This is a genomic window from uncultured Shewanella sp., from assembly GCF_947491715.1.
Lineage (GTDB): Bacteria > Pseudomonadota > Gammaproteobacteria > Enterobacterales > Shewanellaceae > Shewanella.
This window is the reverse complement of sequence record NZ_CANLKR010000127.1, coordinates 1-372: the sequence shown is the minus strand read 5'-3', so window position 1 is coordinate 372 and position 372 is coordinate 1. Positions and strand designations below refer to the sequence as shown.

Here is a 372-nt window from a genome sequence, read left to right as displayed (position 1 = left end):
GATGATGTCAGACAAGGCCCACTTTATCAGGAAGCTGAAGCTTATTGGCAAGATAAGTTACCTGACTATAACTTTGATGCTCAATTGCCTATGGTGTTAAATCCAAGCAGTATTTCGACCCCCAGATTTGCCCGTTTAACTCAAACGATCCCAACATCAATATGGTCACAATTAGAGAAAAAAGCCAGTCAATATGGTGTGAGCCCAACCAGTGTTATTTTATATGCATATAGCCAAATCTTATTTAAATGGAGCGGACAGAATAAATATTGTGTCAATTTAACGCTATTCAACCGTCTTCCATTGCATGAGCAGGTGAATCATATTCTGGGTGATTTTACCGTGTTAGAATTATTTAACGCGACAAGACAG

1 protein-coding gene is annotated in these 372 nt (G+C 38.7%); it reads left to right on the top strand.

Translation table 11 applies throughout. The features are described 5' to 3' along the window. The coding region (locus tag Q0779_RS23805) for a condensation domain-containing protein (protein ID WP_298776750.1) at nucleotides 1-372 on the top strand (372 nt) is incomplete at both ends.